This window comes from Massilia rubra, from assembly GCF_011682065.1.
Taxonomy (GTDB): Bacteria; Pseudomonadota; Gammaproteobacteria; order Burkholderiales; family Burkholderiaceae_D; genus Telluria_A; species Telluria_A rubra.
The window spans coordinates 1-280 of record NZ_VUYU01000106.1; the positions used below are offsets into that span (position 1 = coordinate 1).

Below are 280 nucleotides of genomic sequence, written 5' to 3' on the forward strand. Positions count from 1 at the left end.
GGCTAAAACAGTCAGGATGTTGGCTTAGAAGCAGCCATCATTTAAAGAAAGCGTAATAGCTCACTGATCGAGTCGTCCTGCGCGGAAGATGTAACGGGGCTAAGCCAGTCACCGAAGCTGCGGATATGTTTTTCGGTACTTGTACCTTAATCCATATGGTAGGAGAGCGTTCTGTAAGCCTGCGAAGGTGTCTTGTAAAGGATGCTGGAGGTATCAGAAGTGCGAATGCTGACATGAGTAGCGATAATGGGAGTGAAAAGCTCCCACGCCGTAAGCCCAA

The 280-nt window shown here is 48.6% G+C and carries 1 rRNA gene; it reads left to right on the plus strand.

From position 1 onward, the window contains the following. Nucleotides 1-280: ribosomal RNA gene (locus F0185_RS34235) — 23S ribosomal RNA — on the plus strand; the annotation flags it as partial.